An 18324-nucleotide genomic window follows, 5' to 3' on the forward strand; every position below is an offset into this window, starting at 1 on the left:
AGCCTCCTAGTTAATAAGTAATTTCTACACCTAACGCAGCCAATTGTTCAAAATAACCTGGACATGTCTTGGATACACACCCAGGATCTGAAATTCGGATATTTTCGACCCTTAGGCCGATCAAAGACAAAGCCATAGCCATGCGATGATCATCGTACGAATCTACTACAGCAGGCAATGGTTGCCCAGGATAAATCGTTAAACCATCCTCATGTTCCTCTACCCGAATGCCAAGCTTTCCGAGTTCACGACACATAGCAGCAATACGATCACATTCATGATGTCGGATATGAGCCGCATCAGTAAGACTTATAGGTCCATCTGTAAAAGGAGCCAAAGCAGCGATTGTTAAGGTTTGATCAGACCATTTCTTCATACTTTGCGTGAAGCCACCCTTGAGCTGCTTTGTGCCATGAACTTCAACAAAGTTCTCTCCGCGTCGTACCGTACACCCCATTCGTTCCAATACATCTAACATCTCTATGTCGGGCTGACTCGTCCTCCGTGCGTCAATGCCTTCGATCCGCACACAGCCTGATGTTAATGCAGCTAAAGCCCAGAAATAACAACAGGTTGAGACATCTGGTTCAAGTTGCAAATTCTGTGCTTGATAGATCCCTGAAGGAACACTTAGCGATTGTTCATCTTCAGAAACCTGCGGTGTGATACCAAAAGTAGTCATCATATCCATGGTCATTTGTACATAATCCCTTTGCACAATTTCCCCCTCGATCTGGATGGTTAATGGCGCTTGTGAATAGGGAGCGGCTAATAAAACCCCACTAATAAATTGGCTGGAAGTTGATCCAGGCAGTTTCACACTTCCACCTTTCAGTCCAGCAGCATCCAGTTCGAAAGGCAATCGATGTGCCGCCTCGAAATATTCAAACAAAGCTCCTTGCGTTGAAAGCGCCAAAAGTAATGGTTCAAGTGGCCGCTCACTTAATCGTTTGCTCCCCTTGAGCGTCCATTTCCCTCGTCCGACAGCCAAAGCTGCTGGCAAGAATCGTGCAACCGTACCTGCTGCCCCCATGTATAGCTCTACAGATGAATTTGGCCAATTTCCACCGCAGCCATCCACATAAGCAGTTTCTCCCTCAATGTCGACTGAAACGCCTAATTTCGTTAATGCTTCCATACACCAGAACGAATCATCGCTTTTCAAAATGCCACTCAGCTTTGATCTACCCTTGGCTAGTGCCGCAATTAGTAACGCTCGGTTTGTCTGACTTTTACTCCCAGGCACTCGGAGGGTCCCTGCTACGCTCGATTTTGGCGGACTAATTCGCACTTCGGAAATACCCTTATTCGTCGACCACGGAGAACGCGCTTCCCAATCAGGATGATGCATGACCATTTTCGCCACCTCTTTTGTGTTTTTGCTATATGCCTATTATAATGAGTTATATGATATAAATGAAATTGTAATATACATAACTAGCCATAGAGGTGTTCTATATCAAAATGATCAATTTAGAATGGTATCGTATTTTTTTGCATACTGCCAAATGCCGAAATTTAACAAAAGCTGCCCAAGAACTTCATATCACACAACCGTCCGTGAGCTATGCCATTAAGCAAATGGAAGAAGCAATTGGGGTTAAATTATTTCATCGCCTTTCGAAAGGTGTTGAGCTCACAGAAGAAGGACGCACGCTCTTTGACTATGTCGAACAATCCTTTGCTATGCTGGATTCGGGACAGAAGCATCTTCATAATCTGAAGCAATTACATCAAGGTGAGATTCGGATTGGGGCTAGTGATTCTTTGATTAAGCACCTTCTGTTACCTCAATTGAATGCGTATCATTTGCAATACCCAGGAATACGGATTCGGTTATCACATGGGAAATCAGGCGAGATTACGAAGCGATTAAAAGAAGGTGATATTGACTGTGCCATCGTTCATCTGCCGATCGAAGATTCTGAGTTGACGATTCACACGTTAGCGTTGTTGGAGGATTGTTTCGTGGTTGGGGAGGATTTCCGAGAATGGACGAACCGTTCCATCTCTACGAAGGAGCTCGCGAAGCTGCCTCTTATCTTCTTATCGCCGGGGAGTAGTACTAGAGTGTCTATAGAAAAATGGTTTGCTGCACAAGGATTCGTGGTCAATCCAGATATTGAATTAGGAAATATTGATCTCTTAGCGGAGTTCGCGAGGTTAGGCTATGGGGTTGCCTTCATAAGTCGGTCATTTGTACAGGATGAGCTTCGATCAGGGACTCTTTTTGAACTCAGACAAGAGGAACCACTTCCACCGCGGAGTATCGGATTAGCTGTTCGCCGGGACATGAAATTATCTGTAGCCGCTGAAGGCTTTGTCCAGATTCTCCAAGCATAAGCTGACATAATTGAACGATATTCCTTTTTCCAACGTCATAATTAAGGAATAGAATTTAATGATTTAAGGAGTATACAAATGAAAAAATTTCTCACATCACGATTAAACTGGGCTAGAATTAGCGATCAACTGGAGTCTTATTGGGAAGCAAACGTGCTGAAATGGAAGAAACGGTTAAACCCTTTGACGAATAGAATTGGATTTGGCATCTACTTTTATAAAAATATGACCTTGAACCTCAATCGTTTGAACAAAGAAATTTTACAAATTGCTGAGGATCATATCAACCTTTCACTGCTCAAGAAACACGAATTCCCTAGTTTTATCTCCGTTGTAGATGGCATTAGTGCGTCCACGATGGTTATGAAACTACCCAATCATATCACGAAGCAAATTACATCTATGGTACGAGCCCTCCCTGGTTTCAAGTCCCTACAAGCCATTGCTTGTGAGTATGGGTACAAATGCGAACTACACTACAATCAAGGGAAAGCATTTTTCGGTTCGTTGCAGATTCACTTTATCAAAATCAACACGTTTCCAATAATGCCAGCTTGAATCCTACATACCTATACAGCGTCAAAATAAAAAATCTCCAGCATTGGAGATTTTTTTGTCTTTACTTCTATTCAATTGAGTATCGAATAAAGGCTAGCAACGCTAATAAGCCTGCTGCAATCGAGATAACGTATAAAGAAGTAAGTCTTACCCACTTAATGCCTGTTTTCTGAAAATAAGACTGATCCCCTTCACGATTTTTACGTGAGAAACCGATCATAAATGTCGACAATAAGCCAAACAATAAAATAACGGAAAATATTACAAAGTAAATGGATGTATTCATAAGAAAAGCGACCACCCTTCTTTTGTCTAATCAAAATGGTATCTACTAAATTATATAGGAGCTTGTATGATAAATCATATACATCCTCTGTCATGTTCATACAAATTTCAAAAAGTAGCTCTTATGCTGACGCGAAAATGTCACTTTTGATTTCATAGTTCACTTAACTTATATTATGTAAACAAATCACGTTTCATATTGATCCCTTACAGGAAACATTTGTTATAACTGTATTTTCAATTGCAGGAGACTCTTTTCAACCGTTATGCTTCTAGTAAGACTTAATCTATTGGAGGCCATAACCAATGTTAAAAATCGGAATTATTCTCGGTAGCACTCGCCCAGGTCGCAGAGGCGAAGTCGTCGCCAAATGGATACACGAAGTAGCATCTAAACGTACGGATGCATTATTTGAGATCGTCGACCTGGCAGATTTTAATTTACCACTTTATGATGAACCTCATCCGCCTATGATGATGAAATACACCAAGGATCATACGATTGCATGGTCGAACGCGATCCAGGCGTATGATGGTTATATCTTCGTGACACCGGAGTATAATCATGCCGTACCTGCGGCGCTGAAGAATGCGCTCGATTTCCTGTTCAATGAATGGAAAGATAAAGCCGCTGGAATCGTCAGCTATGGTGGAGGCACTGGCGGAGCTCGTGCGGCTGAGAACTTAAGGCTCATCTTAAGTGAATTGCATGTAGCTAGTGTACGTGCCCAAGTTACTTTGTCCCTCTTTAGTGATTTTGAGAACTTCACAGATCTCAAGCCGCATCCGCGACAGGAGTCCGCAGCGAACACCTTGTTTGATCAAGTCATCGCTTGGAGCGGGGCTTTGAAGACATTGCGTTAATTCTTATGTAACCAAATGTATGAAGAAAAAAAGCTGATTTAGGGTTCTCCTAATTCAGCTTTTTTTGGCTATTTTATCAAAACATGGCTCTTCCTCTCTTTATTAGTATCTATGAGAAACTTATAAATTCCTTCCATCTACATATTTGTTTACATAACTAATGTTATGTAGTCAATTGACAATATAACAAAAAAGCTGAATCAGGTTTCCCCAATCCAGCATGTTAATCCTGTCTGATCTACTTCCATCTATATCGATCTTCTCAATACGTTTACGCCATACGGCTCAAGTCGCACGCTTGCACTTCCCAACGTTTCTTGTAGCAGCATGTCCCAATAGGAGTCACGATCTAGCTCAATCGTCTGGGCCTGCTGACCGAAATTCATTAAGAAAACATACTCATGCTCGCCATCCGTCCGAACTTGTGCAGTTACCTCATCAGGGACCTCCGTTTGTAACACAGCCTTGACCCCTGCACGCTCAACAACTTTTTTATAGAATGGTTTTAAAAGCTCAGTATCTGTACGCGTCGCGATATAATAGGCTTTACCCTGGCCAAATGCGTTCACGGTCAATGCTGGTCGACCTGCATAGAAATCATCCCCGTAGACGGCGAGTGTCTCTGCTCCCTCGGTATGAATAAGCTCACAGAGTTCACGAGACTCGTATTCTCCGGTTAGTTCGAGTGCATTCCCTTCTGTAAAGATCAAACGGTTTTTCTCATGATCATACAGGGCATCGATTTCCTCAGACCAAATTCCTAGCGTTTTACGAAGCGGTCCTGGGAAACCACCTTGGAAACAGAGGTCATTTTCGTCAACAATTCCTGACCAATACGTGGTTACGAACGTTCCGCCAGCCGCAACAAATTGCTCGATGCGCTCCCCGACACCAGGTCGAACCAAATAAAGCATCGGCGCCACGATTAGCTTGTATTTACTGAAATCAACATCCATATCGATGACATCGACGGGAACACCGCTTTCCCAGAAAGCGCGATAGTGACTGAGAATAGTTTGTTCATAGTTGATTCCCATATTACGAGGACCTTGCGAATTCTTCACAGCCCAGCGATTTTCCCAGTCGAAAATCAAAGCTGTTTCCGCCGGCACCGAAGTCCCAATCACTTCAGAGAGATTCTCTAATGCGCCGCCTAGCTCTGCTACATCACGAAATACACGCGTATGTTCATGTCCAACGTGATCAATTACCGCTCCGTGCAGCTTCTCGCTAGCACCGCGACTCTTCCGCCATTGGAAGTATTGAACAGAATCAGAGCCATGCGCGACAGCCTGCAGGGAAGATAACATATGCATACCAGGCTTCTTCAGCTTAGATACGGCCTGCCAATTCGTTAAACTCGGCGTGCTTTCCATCAATAGAAACGGCTGTCCACCTTTCAACGAGCGGAACAAATCATGATTGAGCGCGAACCAAGCAGCCAGATTACGTTGATCTTGTGCATCATGCCACGTTGGATACGCATCCCACGAAATAACATCAAGCACATCCGCGAATTTCCAATAGTTAAGCCCTTCGAACGCATCCATCAGATTCGTTGTAACCGGCAATTGCGCATTTGCAGCTTTCAACGGAGCAATTTCATGACGGCAGAAATCAACCGTTTGATCCGTCACAAATCGTTTCCAGTCCAAGTTCATGCCATGAACTAAGTTCTCACCATGCGGAGCAGGAGATTCAATTTGAGACCAACTCGTATACGTATGACTCCAAAATGACGTCCACCACGCCATATTTAATGCATCCAGCGTGCCATATTTGTTTTGCAACCAGCCGCGGAAAGCTTCCTGACAGTACGAGCAATGACATTCCCCGCCATATTCATTAGATATATGCCAACCAACTACAGCCGGATGCTGCGCGTAGCGCTCTGCTAGCCGACTGTTCATCATTGCTACCTTCTCCCTATAAACAGGAGAGGTGAAGCAATGATTGTGACGCGCGCCGAATAAATTGCGCACACGATTCGCACCCACTCGCAGTACCTCCGGGTACTGCTCCGCCATCCAAGCGGGCCTTGCGCCACTCGGCGTCGCAAGCCAAGCATAGATCCCGTTCGCGGCGAAGGTGTCGAGCACGCGATCTAACCACTCAAAGGTATACGTACCTTCGACGGGTTCAAGTGCAGACCATGCGAAGATACCGATGGCCATCACATTACATTTGGCCAGCTTCATCATGCGGATGTCTTCTTCTAAGACTTGCGGATCGTGCTGCCATTGATCAGGATTATAATCAGCGCCGTGCATGAAAACCGGCAATTTCGGGCTAATAGGTGGATATGTTGAAGACAAGCGGATCACCTCATGGAATCATTTTATGAACAAATATGACCCCATTCTAACAGCTTCTCGTCCCATTTAATACCCTACAAATTATCGATTGTCTGTCATTTATCAAGTTGCGGGTTGAATCATTTGTTCAGTGATGAACTGAGCATCGGCGAGATCGACTTTGCCATCGTTATTGAGATCTGCCTTTTGCGCCCTTTCCCAATCTGCGGATCCCGCACTTGCCTGCATATCGTAATAAGCCAATGCCAAGTCGCCGACATTCACGAGCCCGTCTGCGTTAAGATCAGCAGGCTTCATCCTGACAGTAATCGCAGCGAATACGGTTGAATCCGAACCCTGAATCGCGCCAGTTAGTTGATACACTCCAAGATGATCATAATTCGTTGCAGGATTGCTCTCCCATTGAACAGGTACTTGTAGATATGATTGATCATCGTTATAGACTGCCCTTACCACAGATGGTAGCTCAGGCGCAGCATGCAACCATGAAGTGGCTTGCACTAGCTGAACGGTCATAGAAACAGGAGTCGTTTCAACATCACTCATACGCGTGAATGTAATATCGTCAACGGATCCCCAATTGTCAGCCTGTCCATCCACTTCAAAACCAATCGTGCAGCTACCATTCGTTACAACGATGTTGATATGGGTAAGCTGCGGATTTTTCCAAACTGCATAGCCCGTATTGATAAAGTCAGCTTGGATGGGTTCATCTCCGTCAACTCTTGCGAAAATGCGGGAGGATACTTCCCCGCCGCCGCCCTGTGTATAAGCTGAAAGCCTATATCTCCCATTTTCCAAGCCTACAATACGTTGTGACACCTTAAAATGAAAGGCCGAAGCTGACCAGTAAGCAGCGGAATGTGTCCCGCCTGCCGTATGATTATCCTGAGTTTTGATACCAACAGCCGAAGCTTGTGCACCTTCAATTTGCCATGGAGATGAACCTATGCCTTCGAAATCTCCGTCCAAAGCAAGATTCACAGGGGGTGATGGATCTACTACTGCCTGAGCGGGATCGCCAAAAGGAAGACACCCGATCAATAACACAGCCGCTAGCACACCTGATTGAACGATCTGTTTCATTTGCATCATTGAAAACCTCCTCCTCCTTTAAATTAGAAATGAAACAACCGATAAAGAATAACTGCCGCTTCTGCTCGAGTTGTGTGCGCTTTAGGCGCAATTCCCTGCCCATTGCCTTGCACGAGTCCGATATTGAGCAACGTTGCAATAGCAGACTTCGCATAGTTCGACACGTCCATTTGGTCCGAGAACGTATCTAAAGTGCTGGTCTCATTACTCAGATCTAATCGATGTGCGTGATGAAGCGCTCTTGCCATAATAACCATCAGATCTTCTCTCGTTATTGTTGCTCTTGGGTTAAAATGCTGCGCATCACTGCCCTCGATAATACCGAGTGCTTTGGCAATACCTACTGCTTCCGAATAATAATCAGCCGCCGTCACATCTTGAAAACTTTCCACAGCATTCGCCGTGAGTCCTAACACTTTCACCAGCATCACGATATAATCGGCACGAGTTACCTCTTGCTCTGGACTAAATGTATCCGCTGATGTACCCGTCGTAACACCTTTGGAAGCAAGTGCTTCGACTGCCTTCTGTGCCCAAGTGAAGCCAGCCAAATCACCGAACGTATGATTGACGTAAGCCACAGCATATGTGCTGAGATGTGTTGTGGTAAATACAATGCTTTGTGATGCAGCATCGTACTTCGCATTGGGTACAGCTATCGCTTGACCGTTCTCATCGATATACCACATGACAATGTGATCAGGGTTTTTCAGTTCTTCCTCTGTAGGCACATAAGGAATCGTAACCGTCACTGGCGCAGCCGGATTGTTCCAATGGAGCAATTCTCCGCCTGATCTCAATTTCAAATCAATTACTGGCTTGCTGCCAATATTCGCTCTCAGTGCATCTGGCATTTGAGCTGGATCTACGGAACCAATTGTCAAACTTATGGGATCTACTCCCTTACCACTCGACCAGCTAAGCATGTTACTTGGTAAAGAGACCGTTCCTTGAGGGGTGATGACCTCTACGAACTGATGTTCTTCTGTTCCTTGTAACGCTGCTCTGGGTAGCACTTGCTCATAGGAGTTAGCACCATCAACCTTGGGCAAAATGACGGATAACTTCTTATTTCCGTTAGCATCCATTTTCGCCGTATCAACCATTTGCTTCCACATCTCAAGTGATACGGATGCAACTGCCGTATAGTTGTTATTCAAGGCAGGCGTTTGTTTCAGGCTGGCAGCACCTTCCTCATTAATTTCGATGGCAAGATCAGGATTTGGTGGAACAGTACCCGTACTTGGCATATCCGATGGTTCAGAGGGATCACTGTCTTCCGTAACCAACATAACTTTCGCCGTACCCATCGAAGCTGGCGTAATAACTCCACCTGCAGGAGCCGTTCCCCATCCCGCAGAAACTACCTTAATAACTCCCTCTGCCGCATTGGTTTCAGTCTTGGCACGCAACGTAAGGGCGACAGAATTCGAATTCAATGACTTTCCGCCAGAATGTCCAAGAATGAGTCTTACAACACCAGTCGTTTGCGCATTCATGGTTACCAATTGCACCGCTTGTGATGTGCTTTGTGCCGATACAAATTCAAAAGCTTCTGAATCATAATGGATGACAAGATCCTCTGCAAAAATTGTATCAACTAACCCTCCGTTCCCGACGTTTACACGAAACGTCGATCCCTTTACAACTTGACTTGGCGCAGACAGCGTTTCAGCTGTACGATCCGTATAGAACTCGAAATCATCCCAATTGCCCCAGTTACCCGATTTACCTTCAGCCTTTATCCCAATAGTTGCTGTACCATTCGGTTCTTCTCCATGATCTGCCGTATTATTCGTAACCTCAATATTCATCAGAATCGGGTGTTTCCATATCAACCAGCCTGAATTCACAATGCTTTCAGACATTTCGGCACCACCGTAATCCTTGGCAAACAACTGCATGCTGCTTTCTCCCCCGCCGCCATGCGACCATGCTTTCAGCGTATATTTCCCGTTAGCTAATCCGGTAATCGTTTGTGAAGCCGAAAATGGCATATCCTGCGACAAGGAGTAATGGAGTGCGTAGGTACTGCCATCATGCGCATTTGCACTATCTGAAACCACTTTAATGGCGTTACTCCCCCCTGTGATCGTCCAATTGGCGTTGTTACCACTTTCAAATCCAGGATTGTTCACCAAATTGGTGGAGCCCTGTACCGTAATTGTTCCATTAGCTCTTAATGGGACACCAGCTACTGTTCCTTGTAACTCAATCGTACCTGGGTGCTGCAAATCATCATCTTCAAAGGCATCCCACGTCACAGGTAAATCACGAACGGAATCATCCGTAAATTCAACCTGTACTTTACTTGGAAGCACGGGTGTACTGCCCACCGTTACTTTAATTTGTTCTGGATGTATCGCTGTTGACTCTGCAACAAAAAGATCACCGCTCGGGTTAGCCGACACACGATTAAAGACATCTAACGATGGCAGGGCATGACCGCCAAAATCAAACATCGCTTGATTTTCCCAACCGTTGCCTTCCCCAGCTTTCGAACTCCACTCCGCTCCCTTCACTGGAATCCAATCTGGCTCCCAGTAAAACACCCCAAGCCCCTTCTGATTAGGAACCTGTGCAACAGCGTTCATCACATCATGTACCTCTTGTGCTTGACCTTGAACGGTCGCTTTATATCCGCCTAATTGTTCTTGACTAGGACCAAAATTATTAGAGAAGTTGTCAACATCATTCAGCGTATAGGCATAGGCATTCTCAGCCACAAGGACCTCTTTGCCATATCGCTTCGAAATATCGATCATATTAGCTTGGAGGTCCTCCAGCGGTCCATGCCAATAGGGATAGTATGAAAAACCGATTACATCATAATCCACCTGACGAGAAGTCAGTTGATCAAAATTACGGCGAAACAGCTCATTGTTACCGCCATCTGCCAGATGAATCATGATTTTCGTCCGCAGCGCATTCGCATTGTTCGGATCATGGTCACGCACAGCTTGGACGCCTTGTTTAATCAAATTCGCCCATCCCTCAAATCCGCCGCTCCCCGTTGTTTGCCCATCCGGCCACACCATTCCTGTGTTCGTCTCATTCCCGATCTGTACCATCTCAGGCATTACGCCTTCATCGGTTAAGCCTTGAATCACATCCGCAGTATACGTATATAACGCTTGTTGAAGCTCGGCCGTATTAAGACCTTCCCAAGCCGCAGGCTTCGTTTGTTTTGAAGGATCTGCCCAGAAATCGCTGTAATGGAAATCAAGCAGCACTTTAAGCCCGAGTTCATGGGCTCTTTTGGCAATTTCAATCGTTCTCACCTTATCGTTATTTCCACCGCCAAGTCCGAATCCATTCGCATCAACAGGATTGTTCCACACGCGAAGCCGGACCCAGTTCACACCATGGTCCTTTAGAATTTGCAGCGCATCTTTCTCGATTCCCCCGTCGTAAAATTTACCTCCGCTAATTTCGATTTGCTTCAACATGGATACATCCGCACCCTTAATGAAATCCGCAGAGAGACCTGGGATGGGGTTAATGTGAATGTCAGTTGGCGTCGATACAGCCGGCGAATCTGCCAGTACGGATGGTATAGCAGAAGGCATGATTCCTGTGCTCAATATAGCAGCCATAGCGATTACAAAGCTTTTCTTCATCGTCTCAAATCCTCTCTCGCGCTCAAATGTGAACGCTTTCTTTACTCACTGCTACATCTTACCAACATAGAAATAGCAGCATAACCCTCTAAAATATCGATTACCTGTTCAATTTATAGGCACACGAAAAAACCGCCCCTGCACGCAGGAAGCGGTCTTCATCACTCTTACTTTTTAGCAATAACAGGATCTGCTTGGCTTTGCATTTCAGCTACAACTTTATCGATTCCAGCTTGCTTCAACTTGTCTTTAAATGTTTGCAAACCATGCGCTGCATCGCTAGGATCAACTAAGCCATAGAATAATGGCTTGCCGTAAGTTTCCATTACATTGCTGACAGCTGCAACTTCATTCTTCACTTTGGTATCATCGAATGTAAATGTCTCCAATGGATGGTTAACCGTAACGGTTTTCTTCCAATTCTCTGTGAATTTAATCGTCTCTTCTGCAACCGTCGAATCTAGACGCTCATTCAATGAGTTCCAGCCCCATGGATCTGTACCAGATGGCGGGAAGTCAGCCGAAGCAGGAAGCGGCTTGAACTGATCCTTACCTACGGGCTCATAGTGTTTGCCTTTGATACCATAGTTCGTCAAATCATGAATTTCCGGGTCATAACGAAGAAGGTCAATCGCCATCAATGCGCGCTCATAGTTCTTGGAACCCGCGTGAATGGACATCCCGTTATTGATGAACGGATTGGACAAACGTTTCTTGTCTGCACTTAGATCGTATAGCTCCACTTTCCAATCCGGATGTGTCGTTTGCATTTCGGACTTTGTACGCAGGAGAGTTCCAAGGTTCCACTCCACAGAAGCTAATTTACCATCTTTGAAAGCTTGTGTTTTATCTACTTTATTGGCAATCGCATCACGGGACCAAGCGCCAGCTTTTTGGGTATCGAACATTTTCTTAGCGAATGTAGCGAATTCTGGTGTATCTACATAGTTGAACAGTTTGCCCGTTGCTTCAGTTACTTTATACACGATTGGCAGCTGCGGCACGACAAAGTTCCACTCGTTCGGTTGGATCAACTCTACCGAATTAAACTCACTTACGCCTATGCTTGGTTTGAAATCCTTCTCCTTCTCCGAGATTACTTTCAAATAATTCACATAATCATCATATGTTTTGATCTCTGGCAAGTTATACTTCTGACGCAGATCACCACGAATACCGATCATATGATAGCTGTATTCAAAATTGTTTTGTGGAATCATATAAATTTTCCCGTTGATTTTCGCTTGCTCCCAAGCGACCTTCGGCTCTTCTGCCCATGTTTTTGGCGCGAATTTCTTAATCAGATCCTCAGTCAATGGCATGAAACCGTTCTTCGTAGCTTGCTGTGCATAATAGGACCATGTCGCTGAGAAGACAAGATCGAAGTCTTCATTCGCAGCAAACATCAATGGATATTTCTGTTGATATTCGCCCCAATCCAAGAAGCTAATGTCGAGTGTGGCATTAATCTTTTGCTTCATTAATTTATTAACTTCCCCGTATACCTCATCAAAAGCCTTCGGCTTAGAGCCTAAAAGAACCGTTTTCAGCTTCACTTCCTTGCTTGTATCAATGCCCGTATTCGCAGCTGCGGTCGCGGAAGCGCTTGCTTGTGGAACTGATGACGATGCACTTGGCGAAGGCGATGCTTCCTTGGGGCTGCAAGCTGACAGTACCGTGCCCATTGCAAATAAGGATGCCAGACTGAGTGTGGCTAATTTCTTCGTGTTTGCCATGTTATTCTCCCCTTATAAATAATAGATAAGTTATGATAAACCGGGAATTGGAATTCCCGGGGCTACCCTTTTTACCCTTTTACAGCTCCAACCGTTAAGCCTTGTACGAAATAACGCTGTACGAACGGATACAAGAAAATGATCGGTCCAGTGACCAGAATAGCTAAGGCCATCTTCAAGCTCTCGCCAGGCAAATCTGTTACCTGCATACCCGTAATCGCCATAACCTTGCGAATCCCTTCGAGATTACCTAACATTTTATAAAGTAAATATTGCAGGGTGTACAGTTTCTCATTCTGCACAAACAGCAACGAGTTAAACCAATCGTTCCAATAATTCAGAGCCGTGAACAAGCCAATCGTCGCTAAACCAGGTTTCGCCAAAGGGATAATCAATCGCACGAAGATCGTAAAATCCCCTGCTCCATCGATTTTCGCTGACTCGGTAATTGCATCCGGGATGCTGCGCAGAAACGTTCGTAAGATGATAATATAGAACACATTTAACAATGGTGGGACAAGCAGCGCCCAGAACGTATTCTTCATGTGTAAATAGTTAACCATTAAGATATACCAGGGAACAAGTCCCCCGTTAAACAGCGTCGTAAAGTAGAAGAAGAACGAAAATCCGCTGCGCCATTCAAAATCCTGACGCTGCAGCACATATGCTGCCATCGCGGATATAAATAATCCTACAACTGTACCCGTTACCGTCAACGCAATCGTGAGCAAATAAGAACTTACGAATTGCTCCGGATGCTTTAAAGCAAAAGTATAGGCATCCCACGAAAACTCTTTCGGCCATAAGCGAAACCCATCGCTCGTAATTGATGACTCACTCGTAAGCGAGCCACTGATGATAAGCAAGAAAGGAATCAAGCAAGCCAAACATATGACTGCTATAAAGACATAGCCAACCGCATCCAAGATTCGTTGATCGATTTGACTCTTTTTCACACTGGTCGTACTCATAGATCCACCTCGCAAGTTGCTGTAAGTTTAGAATAATGCATTATCTTTGTCTGATTTACGTACTAGGAAATTCGTCACCATGATAGTAACAAAACACAGAATGGATTGATAGAAACCGATCGCAGACGACATTCCGATTTCGTTGTTAACCAACAGAGAGCGATATACATACGTGTCAATAACATCTGTCGTCTCATACAGCAGGCCATTATTACCAACAAGCTGATAGAACAATCCGAAATCGCCACGGAAAATGCCGCCAATTGCTAATAGAACTAGAATCGTAATCGTTGGTCGCAGTGAAGGTAACGTAATGTATCGAATGCGCTGGAACACGTTAGCTCCATCGATTTCGGCCGCTTCATACGTCTCACGGTCAATGCTAAGAATGGAGGCCATATAGAACACCGCGCCATACCCTACTGCTTTCCAAGCCGAGAAGAAAACCAAGATATATTTCCAATACTCTGTCGTTGTATAGATATCTAATTCGGGAATGTGCAACGCACGCAGCAGCGTGTTTACCGTTCCATGCTCGTAGTTAAACAAATTGTAAGCAACCGCTCCTACGACTACCCAGGATAAAAAGTAGGGTAAAAACATAACCGTTTGCGCTGTTTTACGAAACAGCTTAGACCCGATCTCCGCCATGAAGATGGCGACAATAATTTGCAGACCATTATTAATAAGAATGAATGCCGCATTGTAGAGCAGTGTGTTCCTCGTTACTCGGAAGGCATCTCCTGTGAGGAAGAAGAACTTGAAGTTGTCCAAACCCACCCAAGGCGACCCCATAATTCCTAAATCATAGCGATACTGCTTGAACGCTAGTACAATGCCTGCCATCGGCACATAGCTGAAAAGCAAGAAGTAAAGCACTGCCGGCGCGATCATGAATAACAGCGCTTTCTTGGATCTCATGCGATACAGGAGTCCTGTTCTCATCTCTATCCTTTCCCCCATCCGTTTCTAGTTGTCTCTCTCCTGTATCTAAATTAACAGGTTACTCGTAACGAGATAACCCGACAAAATATCGATTCCCTGTAACTTTTGCAGATGCCCCTGCTAGCTAGTGGTATTGCATCTAAATATGAGATAATCTATAGCTACATCTAAGGGGGGTTACCCGTCATGAAACTTCTATTTGTAGAAGATGAGAAATTCACGCGAGAAGGCGTACTCAAATCCGTCAGTTGGGAGCGTCTTGGCATCACCGAACTCATTGAAGCTGTGGATGGTCTTGATGCTGTTGCTATTGCTGAACAGTTCAAGCCAGACATCGTACTTACCGACATTCGCATGCCGCGGATGGATGGCATCGAGCTTGCCTTTCAGCTACGCCGCAAATACCCGCAGTGCAAAATCGTCTTTATGAGCGGCTATGCCGATAAAGAATATTTGAAAGCCGCGATAACCTTGAAGGCAGTAAGTTATGTAGAGAAACCAATTGATGTGGAAGAATTGGAAGACGCCCTGCGGGGTGCGATAGATATCGTGCTGGAAGAACAGCGGCATGTTGCCAATGATACGGTAGCCAAAGAAAACAAGAGCTACATGAAGCAAGAAGCCGCTTTGCAGCTGATTCGCGGCGGTTACGATGAGGACATGCTGCATAATCGCTTATTAGCAGCTGATTTCATTGCTGTCATGCAAGCACCCGCGGCAACGGCCATCATCAAGTTGCATTCACCTGGATCACAGAAAGAATCACTGGGACAATTCATTGATGAAGCGCTTGCTAGCAGCGAGCAGCCCTATTTGTACGCTTGGAAAGATGATCATCACGCCATCATTCACTTCTTTTCGCAGCAGCATAACGGTGTCGAGATCAGCCAAGTTCAACATCTGTGCTACGAGCTTTCCACCGCCTTGAAGCGGGAGTTCGGTTTATTTTCCATCGCTGCGGGCAAAATCGTCCCTTCCGCCTATAAGCTGCAGGAGTCTTATACGAGTGCTGTGCTCCGATTACAGGAGTCTTTCTTTCACAAACCATGCTCCCTCATTATGCATGATAACACAGGGAGTGACGCTTACTCGCAGCCTTACGTGACGCAGCCTGTACAACTTGTCCGCTTCTCGGAAGCGTTGTCTGAAGAACATTTCACTGCTGCCGATCAGCTGCTCGCTATGATAACCGGCGATATTCGCCAGCATCCAGGCACGCTGATTGTGAGTGTGAAAGAACTCTACTACCGCTTCATCCTCGAAATGGATAAATTTGCACATAGTCGGAACATCACCCTCTTCGACACTTCAGAGGAAAATGATGTAGCTTGGAAGCTGATTCTGGAATGTCATTATTTGGACGATATCCACCGTGTTACAGCCATGAAGCTAGATGAATTGAAGAAAGCCATTCAAGAGCGCGCAAGCGGCGGCATGTCTTCCACAAGCTCCCGCATCGTACGTTTCATTCATTTGCATTATGCTAATGACGATCTTTCCGTGCAGGATGTGAGTGATCATATGCAGATGACAGCCTCTCATCTTATTTCGATCTTTAAAGAGGCTACAGGTAAAACGATCAAGCAATATGTAACCGAATATCGGATGGAGAAAGCGAAGGAGCTGCTTCGCAACAACCGACTGAAGGTACTCGATGTGGCGTCGCAAGTGGGCTTTAAGGACGGGGAGCATTTCGCCAAAATATTCCGAAAATCCACGGGCATGACGCCTTCCGAGTATCGGGAGCGGTGCCAAGCATGATCTTCTCCTTCATTCAAATGCTGCGGAAATGGCTGTACAATACGAAGCTGCGTCATAAAATCATGTACACTTATTTGCTGCTGATCATGCTTCCACTCGGCTTCTATCAGTTCATTGCTTCCGAGAAAATGTCCGATATCATCATCAATCATGTCACCTATTCGGCTAAGCAAGGCTTCGATCAGACATATTCCTTTCTGAATTATCGTGTCCAGCGGATTGCAGAGACGACGAATATTCTCGTTTCCAACTCGACCATTTCGGATATTCTGATGGATAACAATGTCACTAGTGATATCAATAGAGAGCTGCAGGAATACGCTAATCTTAAGAAGCTGCTGCGCTCCATGCAGGATAGTCTCGATATATCACGTGTAATCCTATACGTGCCGAGCGCTTTTATTTTCGCCAATGAGACTGAGAATTTCTTATCATTAGCTGAAACGAAGGACAGTCCTTGCTTCAACCGTTTAAATGACTTGCATGCCAAATATTTATGGTGTTCTGCCCCTGAACTTGGGGAGAAAGCCACACATGACAATTCTTCGCTTTATGTCGTTCGAAGTATCTTGGATCCGAACAACTATGCCATTCCGATCGGTCAATTACGCGTTGATGTACAAGCGGAAACGATAAGGTCCATGCTAAGTAAAGCGAATGTGGTCAGGAACAGTACGACCTTCTTGGTGGATCAGAATCAACAAATCATCTTATCCTCGGATCCGTCAGTGACTACGCTAGTAAATTTGCCAGACACACTGGACGATGCAATCTCTACGACTTGGCAAACGAATAACAATTACTATTTGTTCAGGCAGTTGCCTTCCAATTGGGGGATGGTCACCGTCATTCCACTGCATGAGGTTGTGCAGCAAAGTCATCAATTGCGCAATGATTTGTTGGTTATTTTGCTCATCGTGACGGTCATCGCCTACTTGTTAGCCTACCTCTTCTCCTTCTCTGTCACTCGGCGCATCACGCAATTGACTAGCCGCTTAAGGGATGTGCAGAATGGAAATCTCATCGCACTCGCTCAGACACAGGGTCGCGATGAAATCGGTGAGCTGATTCAAACGTATAATTACATGATTGAACAAATTAGCTCAATGAATAAGGAGCAGTACCGTCTGGGACAAGAAGTCAAAAATGCCGAATTAAAAGCACTTCAATCGCAGATAAATCCACATTTTCTCTATAACACATTGGATCTCATTAACTGGATGGCGGACAGCGGGTTGAACACGGATATTAAAAAGGTCGTCAAGGCACTCGCTCGTTTCTACAAAGTCAGCCTCAGCAGCGGCAAAGACATTATCACCCTGCGCGAGGAGCTGCAGCATGTTTCCTTCTATGTGCAGATTCAGAATATTCGTTTTGAAAATAAGATCGATTTCCAGATTGACGTACCCGAGGAGCTGCTCAGTCATCCCATCCCCAAAATCACCCTGCAGCCACTTGTCGAGAATGCCATTCTTCATGGGATATTAGGACGAACGCAGCGTGAAGGCAGCATTTCAATTCGGGCTTATCTGACAGATCAAACGATGCACCTCCTCATTAAGGATGACGGTGTGGGCATGAGTCTGGGCCTCATCGAGGATATGATGGCGGGCATTAGTCGAAGTCGGATCGGCGGGAGCAGCTTCGGCGTTAAGAACGTTGGTGAGCGTATTCGCCATTATTTCGGGGAACCTGCGAAGCTTACTTATCGAAGTATTCCGGGAGTAGGGACCGAAGTTGAGATTACGTTTCCATATACGGAAGAAGAAGAATAAGATGATTGAAGATGCGGAGGATGCAATTACTCCTGAAGTTTTTGCTCCGCCGAAAT

At 45.2% G+C, this 18324-nt stretch carries 13 protein-coding genes; 5 read left to right on the top strand and 8 right to left on the bottom strand.

Annotated features, from left to right (window positions below):
- Positions 1–10: 10 nt before the first annotated feature.
- Entirely contained in the window at positions 11–1357 is a 1347-nt protein-coding gene (gene aroA / locus ASG89_RS32850; RefSeq protein ID WP_057315558.1) for a 3-phosphoshikimate 1-carboxyvinyltransferase, read from the bottom strand.
- Positions 1358–1464: 107 nt separating this feature from the next.
- Between aroA and ASG89_RS32855 the strand changes: the two genes are divergently transcribed.
- Positions 1465–2343 (top strand): LysR family transcriptional regulator, encoded by an 879-nt coding sequence (locus ASG89_RS32855; protein ID WP_057315559.1) that lies wholly within the window; start codon positions 1465–1467, stop codon positions 2341–2343.
- A 78-nt stretch (positions 2344–2421) separates the two neighbouring features.
- Positions 2422–2901 (top strand): hypothetical protein, encoded by a 480-nt coding sequence (locus tag ASG89_RS32860; protein WP_057315560.1) that lies wholly within the window; start codon positions 2422–2424, stop codon positions 2899–2901.
- A 67-nt stretch (positions 2902–2968) separates the two neighbouring features.
- Here ASG89_RS32860 and ASG89_RS32865 read toward each other — a convergent pair whose 3' ends face one another.
- Complete coding sequence (locus ASG89_RS32865; protein ID WP_057315561.1) at positions 2969–3187, bottom strand: hypothetical protein; 219 nt, start codon at positions 3185–3187, stop codon at positions 2969–2971.
- A gap of 305 nt (positions 3188–3492) precedes the next feature.
- Between ASG89_RS32865 and ASG89_RS32870 the strand changes: the two genes are divergently transcribed.
- Entirely contained in the window at positions 3493–4050 is a 558-nt protein-coding gene (locus ASG89_RS32870; RefSeq protein WP_057315562.1) for an NADPH-dependent FMN reductase, read from the top strand.
- A gap of 248 nt (positions 4051–4298) precedes the next feature.
- On the opposite strand, the gene ASG89_RS32875 is transcribed toward ASG89_RS32870, so the two are convergent.
- The 6 genes from ASG89_RS32875 to ASG89_RS32900 form a co-directional block, all read right to left on the bottom strand.
- Positions 4299–6320 carry a beta-galactosidase gene (locus ASG89_RS32875; RefSeq protein ID WP_082593768.1) on the bottom strand — a complete coding sequence of 674 codons (2022 nt, stop codon included), beginning with the start codon at positions 6318–6320 and terminating at the stop codon, positions 4299–4301.
- Positions 6321–6467: 147 nt separating this feature from the next.
- Positions 6468–7460: an Ig-like domain-containing protein gene (locus ASG89_RS32880; RefSeq protein WP_057315564.1), complete on the bottom strand. Its 993-nt coding sequence runs from the start codon at positions 7458–7460 to the stop codon at positions 6468–6470.
- Positions 7461–7483: 23 nt separating this feature from the next.
- Positions 7484–11080 (bottom strand): glycosyl hydrolase 53 family protein, encoded by a 3597-nt coding sequence (locus tag ASG89_RS32885; protein WP_057315565.1) that lies wholly within the window; start codon positions 11078–11080, stop codon positions 7484–7486.
- Positions 11081–11247: 167 nt separating this feature from the next.
- Entirely contained in the window at positions 11248–12816 is a 1569-nt protein-coding gene (locus ASG89_RS32890; protein ID WP_057315566.1) for an ABC transporter substrate-binding protein, read from the bottom strand.
- Positions 12817–12887: 71 nt separating this feature from the next.
- Positions 12888–13787: a carbohydrate ABC transporter permease gene (locus tag ASG89_RS32895; protein ID WP_057315567.1), complete on the bottom strand. Its 900-nt coding sequence runs from the start codon at positions 13785–13787 to the stop codon at positions 12888–12890.
- A 27-nt stretch (positions 13788–13814) separates the two neighbouring features.
- Positions 13815–14732 carry an ABC transporter permease gene (locus tag ASG89_RS32900; RefSeq protein WP_057315568.1) on the bottom strand — a complete coding sequence of 306 codons (918 nt, stop codon included), beginning with the start codon at positions 14730–14732 and terminating at the stop codon, positions 13815–13817.
- Positions 14733–14918: 186 nt separating this feature from the next.
- Between ASG89_RS32900 and ASG89_RS32905 the strand changes: the two genes are divergently transcribed.
- Both ASG89_RS32905 and ASG89_RS32910 read left to right on the top strand, forming a co-directional pair.
- A complete protein-coding gene (locus ASG89_RS32905; protein WP_057315569.1) occupies positions 14919–16493 on the top strand; it encodes a response regulator in 1575 nt (524 codons plus the stop codon).
- Positions 16490–18268, top strand: coding sequence for a sensor histidine kinase (locus tag ASG89_RS32910; RefSeq protein WP_057315570.1), 1779 nt, complete (start codon positions 16490–16492; stop codon positions 18266–18268). The genes ASG89_RS32905 and ASG89_RS32910 overlap by 4 nt, the downstream gene beginning before the upstream one ends.
- The last annotated feature ends 56 nt before the right edge of the window (positions 18269–18324 follow it).

The sequence above is a fragment of the Paenibacillus sp. Soil766 genome, assembly GCF_001428105.1.
Taxonomy (GTDB): Bacteria; Bacillota; Bacilli; order Paenibacillales; family NBRC-103111; genus Paenibacillus_E.